At 38.8% G+C, this 6119-nt stretch carries 11 protein-coding genes; all 11 read right to left on the reverse strand.

Annotated elements, in window-relative coordinates; translation table 11 throughout:
- Nucleotides 1-134: 134 nt before the first annotated feature.
- A complete protein-coding gene (locus C8E01_RS21100; protein ID WP_133242811.1) occupies nucleotides 135-503 on the reverse strand; it encodes a hypothetical protein in 369 nt (122 codons plus the stop codon).
- Between the two features lie 20 nt (nucleotides 504-523).
- On the reverse strand, nucleotides 524-820 hold the full coding sequence (locus C8E01_RS21105) for a hypothetical protein (RefSeq protein ID WP_116545445.1): 297 nt from the start codon (nucleotides 818-820) through the stop codon (nucleotides 524-526).
- Between the two features lie 80 nt (nucleotides 821-900).
- A complete protein-coding gene (locus C8E01_RS21110) occupies nucleotides 901-1296 on the reverse strand; it encodes a hypothetical protein (RefSeq protein WP_116545446.1) in 396 nt (131 codons plus the stop codon).
- Nucleotides 1297-1388: 92 nt separating this feature from the next.
- Nucleotides 1389-1808, reverse strand: coding sequence for an energy transducer TonB (locus C8E01_RS21115; RefSeq protein WP_116545447.1), 420 nt, complete (start codon nucleotides 1806-1808; stop codon nucleotides 1389-1391).
- A gap of 91 nt (nucleotides 1809-1899) precedes the next feature.
- Entirely contained in the window at nucleotides 1900-2463 is a 564-nt protein-coding gene (locus tag C8E01_RS21120; RefSeq protein WP_116545448.1) for a hypothetical protein, read from the reverse strand.
- Between the two features lie 78 nt (nucleotides 2464-2541).
- Complete coding sequence (locus C8E01_RS21125; protein ID WP_116545449.1) at nucleotides 2542-3204, reverse strand: hypothetical protein; 663 nt, start codon at nucleotides 3202-3204, stop codon at nucleotides 2542-2544.
- 56 nt (nucleotides 3205-3260) lie between these two features.
- A complete protein-coding gene (locus C8E01_RS21130) occupies nucleotides 3261-3665 on the reverse strand; it encodes a hypothetical protein (RefSeq protein ID WP_116545450.1) in 405 nt (134 codons plus the stop codon).
- A 96-nt stretch (nucleotides 3666-3761) separates the two neighbouring features.
- The gene (locus C8E01_RS21135) at nucleotides 3762-4094 is read right to left on the reverse strand and encodes a hypothetical protein (protein ID WP_116545451.1); all 333 of its coding nucleotides are present in this window, start codon (nucleotides 4092-4094) and stop codon (nucleotides 3762-3764) included.
- A 112-nt stretch (nucleotides 4095-4206) separates the two neighbouring features.
- Nucleotides 4207-4653, reverse strand: a complete 447-nt coding sequence (locus C8E01_RS21140) for a hypothetical protein (protein WP_116545452.1) — start codon at nucleotides 4651-4653, stop codon at nucleotides 4207-4209.
- Between the two features lie 99 nt (nucleotides 4654-4752).
- On the reverse strand, nucleotides 4753-5436 hold the full coding sequence (locus tag C8E01_RS21145; RefSeq protein ID WP_243409759.1) for a CbrC family protein: 684 nt from the start codon (nucleotides 5434-5436) through the stop codon (nucleotides 4753-4755).
- Nucleotides 5437-5513: 77 nt separating this feature from the next.
- Complete coding sequence (locus tag C8E01_RS21150) at nucleotides 5514-6008, reverse strand: hypothetical protein (protein ID WP_116545453.1); 495 nt, start codon at nucleotides 6006-6008, stop codon at nucleotides 5514-5516.
- Nucleotides 6009-6119 lie beyond the last annotated feature (111 nt).

The following is a 6119-nucleotide window of genomic DNA, read 5'->3' on the forward strand; positions in this document are numbered from 1 at the left end:
CCAAATCGTGGCCGTGGTGAAACGGGGAACGCCCTATGAACTGAAATTGAAGAATATTTAGAGCAAAACCCTTGTTTTACTCATAGATTTCGGCTTGTATAAAAGACGGTGAGGCCGTCGGCCAAAGCTGAATTTTATACCTTGTTACCTGCTGCAATTTTTCTTTTTATTTCTGTGAACCGCTCTGTTAGTTCTATTACTTTCTTTTTGTTGCAGTTAGGGCAGAAAGTTCTTCTCTGTAAATCATTTCCGCTGAACTCCATTTTATAAGCACCACACTTCTTGCATTTGAAGTATTCTATTTCTCTTATTCGGTAAGGCGCGGCATATTCACATTCAATATCTGGCCTGAAAATATTCAGTTCGGCAAAATCATAAGTTGTAAAGGTGTTGTTCGTGACAATTCTCTTCAGTCCCTTTAGACTAAGAACTGGCTGAAACCCTGATTCGGTTACATGTATATCTAAAAGCCGAAGCTCAGTTAAGCTCTCCAATCCAGACAAAGGCTTCAGGGACTTATATTCTATTTTCCAGAACCGTCCCAACCCACTGGTGTTTGTATGGTTAACACCTCCAACGAAGTCAAACTACTTAAGTCCTCTAGCTCGTTATCGGCAATTACATTCTCCAGTACAATGCTTCTCAGTTCCTTCAGTTCCTTCAGAAATGACAGGTCTTTTCCTTTGAATGTCCTGAGTTGAAGCTTTTGAAGATTCTTAAACTTTGCAAGTATTGATAAGTCATTAACCTTATGGCATCTAACGTCAATGTCAGTGCTTTTTCTATTGAGCGATTTTACACTATCAAATTCAATTTTCATTTATTCTTATTGCAGGTAACGTACTTGTCTAAACTGTGGCGTAGCTAAAGTTTAGGCGTGGTTGTACAGTGTTTTATTTTTTACTCTTTTGGTTCTTTCCAACCTTCGGAACTACGAATTGCGATTTTGACCATTTCTACAGCTTCATTTAGAGATTTAGTAGCTCCTTTTACATATGCATTTTCCCATGGCTGGTCATCCTTTGGTAATAGGTATTCAATATGGTACTCGTCTATAGTTGCACAAAGTACAACCCATGCGGTCGAAGAGTAATCGTCTTTATTCTGTAAAATCAGATGGTCATGAGAAGTTAATCCCCAAACATCTGTGTCCAACAACTCTTGATTAATTTTATCAATCCATTGTAGCATTAAAGCCCCTGCCCTTTTGTAGTATTCATTGCCTTCATCCTTTAAGTCTGTGTAAAACTCAATTAGTGTTTTGCTTCGCTGACTACTATTTCTAATTATTGGCATTTTTCTCAAATGTTGTACAACGTTACTCGTGCATAGTGTGGGCAAGGCGTAGCCGCAGCTTAAACTATGAACTTTGTTGGGCAAAGAGATTTTTATTTCAACCCATTAAAACTAATTGGTAACATTATTCTCTTTGGTACTGGCTTTCCATTTTCTTCAGCTGGTATCCAATTAGGCATATTTTCTACTAATCTGATAGCTTCTTTATCACAGGATGAGCAAAGACTTTTTAGTACTTCAATTTCCTTTAGTTCACCCTTTTCGTTTACAACAAAGCCAATCACTACTCTTCCATCTATTGTTGATTGTTCCGCTATCCATTGATTATTCTTCTTTAAATAAGATGTAAGCGAATCTTCTCCGCCAGGAAAAGTCGGCATGTATTCAACTGGGTCTATGATTAGCTCTTCACTTTCTGGTTCAATGATTTTTTCATTACCTTCTAAAATCCTTTGCTCGCAGCCTGAAAAGATGAAACCCGTAATTAGAAATAAGTATACAATCTCTTTCATTAACTTCTCATTTAGCCCAACGTCTCGTGTATACCTTGTGCGAGGCAGTCAGCCGAAGCATAGGGTATAAACTTTGTTGGGCTAAGTAGTTCTATTCTCCAAGGCGGGTTACTAGGTGCCAAAATTTCTTACCGTTAGGCAAAAGGAACTCCACATAGCGGCTCCCATACAATCCTTTTACTCTTTTCATTCTTAGCCTTTTTCTGACTTCTTCGCCAGTGGCTTTGTCTATTACCATGAATTTCCCGTCATGAATCAAGTCAGCTCCGACATAGTAAAGCTCTGACAGGGCTTTCTTTTGCTCGTTCACAAAATTGGAGTTACCATGAATGCTTTGCCTTTCATTGTCCGTGTAATCATTCCACCAGTCCACCAGCCTTGTGTCACCAGGTGCATTTACTACTTCAAGTAAGTTATCATGATGTTGGTCTATGCGAACACCCAGCTTGTTATAAGGTATCGTATACTCCCTGACATCGGCTTTATTGAAGTAAAGAGTGGCAAAGCGTTTCTCAACAATCAGCACGTCTTCTTTGACTGTATCGATGGTAATTGGCTCTAACTTTTTTTGCTTAATCTTATCAAAGTCAACCTGAGAGTGGGCTGTTGTCTGAATTAGAATCAGCAAAAACAATATTAGTCTAATTACTCCCATTCTATTCTTTGTTATTAAGCCCAACGGCTTTGCTATGGTGCGTTTATGCACTATAGGTCTTGTTGAGCTTATTAGTTCTTAATCTTCTTGTAACTTCTTTTTGAGTGCCTTGATTGTTACTATCATAGATTTTTGATCTTCTTCTGTAGCTTTACTTTGTAGAAGTTTCTCCATCAACGATGTCAACTCGACCAATTCGTACATTTTCGTCCCCTTTTTTGGCGACCAAGTTTTGCCTGCCATTGTACCTGCCCACGGTTTGTGGGTAATGAAATAGTAATAAGTCCCATCCAAACCCATTTGCGGTACTTCAGGATACTGGGTCTTGTATAGTGCGACCAAAAATAACTCCTTAAGTTCTGTGGCAAGTTCTTCACTTACTCTAACTTTTTGCTCTATCAGTTTAAGCTTCCTATTGGGTGAGCTAACGTGTGGGCTGACATAAGCCCAGATTGGTATATCAGCTGTTCTTTTCAGCAGTACTAGTCCTCCCTCTTGGAATTCAACCGAAAATAGCTTCTCTGGCTGAAATGATGGCAATACCACTACCCTGACAAAGTATTGGTTTTCTTCTACACCTTTGAATAATGTCTCTTGAGTACGTTCATAGTAAGTTTGAAGTACTTTACTGTTTACAAAGGAATGAAAGTAGCCATCAACGGGCACCAAATGGTCGCTCCCTTGACTAAAGCTGAGCCTACACGATAAAATGAAAACCAGTATTGTCAAGAATGCTTTCATAATTTCATATTAAGCTCAACGGTCTCGTGCAGCCGAAGCCCGCAGCGTAGCAAGGGTTAAGGCTGAACTTTGTTGGCAGAATTTATTTTTTCAATTTTTATGGTTTCTGCTATTATATAACCTTCAAGTCCTGCAGTCCCCCTAATGTGAAAGCATTTTGCTGTTCCATCACTAATCATTCCCTTCTCTTCTGGGGCTATGCTTTTATAATGCTCGTACCATTTCATCAGGTCAGGAAATTCCGTTTCTAAGCCATTCCAATCGGTTTCTTCTATTCCGAAAACGATGTTGTCCTTGTCAATTATCTTGAAATCTTGGTTTATTACTCCATCAAATTTCACTTCAATTATTTCCAACTCTTCACGATATCTTGTCATGACGAATGTGATTGTATTGGAATTAAAATCAAGTGATAGTTTGTCAATTCTACAATCGCCAACTATATGTGAGTAATCTTTCATGCTTAAAATTCCTGCCAACGGACTTGTGCAGCCGATGGGCGAGGCAACGCCGAGCATAAAGGCTGAACTTGGTTGGCAAAGGTTGTTTTTAGTTCTTTAATTACTTTCTTCTCTTTTTAATTCATCTCCTTGAAGCCTGTATTTAAACGGACTTCCTTTTTCTTCTGGATTCCAGCCATCTTTTAAAGCTTGTGAGATAAAAGTTGCGACGTCTTTGGGTTTTATAACCCTAAGATTCAAATTGGAAATATTGGGAAATTCCAGCCAGAGTCGGTCAATGTCTGAAGTTATAGTTACTTCAATTTTTCTTCCGCTTTTTTCTGCTTCTTCAGCGATGAACTTTATGTAATCTGTTGCGGGTGAAATTGTCCATCTAAATTTCCTGCCGTCGCATTCTATTAGTCGGGAATTCTTTTTACTTATGGCCACTTTCGTTTTTATTTAACCCTGCTGTTTCATGATATCAATTTTTGCCAACGTTGTTCGTGCAGCCATAGTCCGAAGCGTAGCAAGGATTAAGGCTGCACTTTGTTGGCGGAAGCTAGTTTTCTCTAGTTGCTTTTGAATTTGTTACTCTTTCAAGTTTGTCAACTATTTCTTTGTCAAATCTATTTTCAATTCTTTCACTTTCGGCTTCTGTCAAATCTCTTTCAGTCAACCACCTGCCATTTATAAAGACTGAACGAACTGACATAACAGTTACTTTAGAGTTACCTTGATATGAAACAAAGTACATTTCTTCGGGGCTTTCTGGAAAATAAAAACAGGTGGTATTAGCTGATAGGAATTCATAAGTATGTTGGATACTGGCAGCTGTTTCTTTCCATTTGTCTGGAATCTTCTGTTCTTCAAGTAAATTCATTGCTGCCTGCATTTCATCAAAGTTTACGCGGAATTTTCTGTCGTCAAATGAGCCTAAGGTACCTGCGCCGATATTACAAGACGTAAGACAGACAGTCACAACCAACCATATTTTAAATTTCTTCATTACTCTTCTATTACCGCCAACGTGTTCGTGTATACCTTGTGCGAGGCCATCAGCCGAAGCATAGGGTATAAACTGTGTTGTATGACGTATTTCTTTCCTTTAGTCAGCGTCAACTGTCAGTCGATGTTTGCCGCAATGCAAGCATTCGAATAAATACCCTTGCATGCTCCCGTTGTTGACCAAATGTTCTTCTAATTGTTCCTGTGTCAGATCATAGTCCGATTTGATTACATCGAGGTCCTTAGCTAGTTCTTCCTTCAGAGGCTTTATCTCCTGCCAGCCAACGTAACCCTTCAATGCGCAAAAGTCACCGCAATGGCTTAACCATCTTTCCTGTTGCCAGCCTGAATAACCAGGCGTTCTTGTAGTCAACTCTACAAGGTATTCTTCCTTTTCTACATCTTCACAGGATGCAGCGTCTTGGAATTCTCCGTCATACTTCTTTGCCGCAGAGCCATCTTTGATACACCAAGGACATATACCTTCAACTTGGTCTTCCGAGTAGAACGGCCCTTGATAAACATACTCTCTTTCCTGCTCACAGACAGGGCATTTAGTGTTCTCTTTTTTGATAATCCCAAGCTTTTCTGCATGTGGATTGTATCTGAATAAGGGGAAGTTGTTCATCTCCTTTTGTTTGTTGTTAGTTTCAATATTTAAGGATTTGCTTTCATGGTCTGTAAAGGAGCTTACATAATTGAATTTCTCAAACACTAAGCTCCCAATGTAAACCAGAGGAATGATTAAAATTATAGACGATAGGATAAGTAAAACTTTCTTCATTTCATAACTTATATGACATACAATGGCTTGCCCATAATTTGCCAGAGCTATATTATAGGTTTAGTTAGCAGCAATTTTCAATTCTTAAGCTTAATGGTTCCGTTATCGCTTAGAAACTCTTGCTTGCCATCCCACTCTCTTGCTAGCTTTAATTCATCTATTTTTAACCCATCTTTGAATATAACACCTTTAGCTATTCCCCGAAATAGGTCATAATCGAGCGGAGTCTCTCCCCATTCCAATGTATATTGATAAGAGTCTAAAACGGTATTTTTGTTGTCAACTTTTACAATCAGTATATCATGAAAATTACCTATACCTCCGAATACTGATTCACCTTTAAAAGGAGCGATAAACTGGTAAACAGTATAGTTGCCTTTAACTGGCTCAAATACTTGTCTTGTCTTGGCAGAGTCCCCTTCAGATCCGATACTGTCAAGTTTTGAAAGCATTTTATAATTAAAATCACCAGATTCTGTCTTAGAGGCAAGTTTGTACTCCTTATCTTGTTGCGCGTAACAACCGATTGAGACAAAAATTAAGAAGACTAATGTATAAATGCTCTTATTCATAGCTTATATGACATACAACGGGCCGCGTGCATGCGGAGCCTGAAGCGTTAGCGAAGGTTGAGCATGCATTGTGTTGTACCATTTAGTTTTTATACCTTATTCCAATGGAGC

Origin of the sequence: Pontibacter virosus, assembly GCF_003096355.1 — a bacterium.
Taxonomy (GTDB): Bacteria; Bacteroidota; Bacteroidia; order Cytophagales; family Hymenobacteraceae; genus Pontibacter; species Pontibacter virosus.

Bases quoted from the DNA above. Each gene is read 5' to 3' on its own strand.
- C8E01_RS21115 (WP_116545447.1), bottom strand. From the start codon at position 1,808: ATGAAAGAGATTGTATACTTATTTCTAATTACGGGTTTCATCTTTTCA.
- C8E01_RS21140 (WP_116545452.1), bottom strand. From the start codon at position 4,653: ATGAAGAAATTTAAAATATGGTTGGTTGTGACTGTCTGTCTTACGTCT.
- C8E01_RS21125 (WP_116545449.1), bottom strand. From the start codon at position 3,204: ATGAAAGCATTCTTGACAATACTGGTTTTCATTTTATCGTGTAGGCTC.
- C8E01_RS21105 (WP_116545445.1), bottom strand. From the start codon at position 820: ATGAAAATTGAATTTGATAGTGTAAAATCGCTCAATAGAAAAAGCACT.
- C8E01_RS21130 (WP_116545450.1), bottom strand. From the start codon at position 3,665: ATGAAAGATTACTCACATATAGTTGGCGATTGTAGAATTGACAAACTA.
- C8E01_RS21110 (WP_116545446.1), bottom strand. From the start codon at position 1,296: ATGCCAATAATTAGAAATAGTAGTCAGCGAAGCAAAACACTAATTGAG.
- C8E01_RS21145 (WP_243409759.1), bottom strand. From the start codon at position 5,436: ATGAAGAAAGTTTTACTTATCCTATCGTCTATAATTTTAATCATTCCT.
- C8E01_RS21150 (WP_116545453.1), bottom strand. From the start codon at position 6,008: ATGAATAAGAGCATTTATACATTAGTCTTCTTAATTTTTGTCTCAATC.
- C8E01_RS21120 (WP_116545448.1), bottom strand. From the start codon at position 2,463: ATGGGAGTAATTAGACTAATATTGTTTTTGCTGATTCTAATTCAGACA.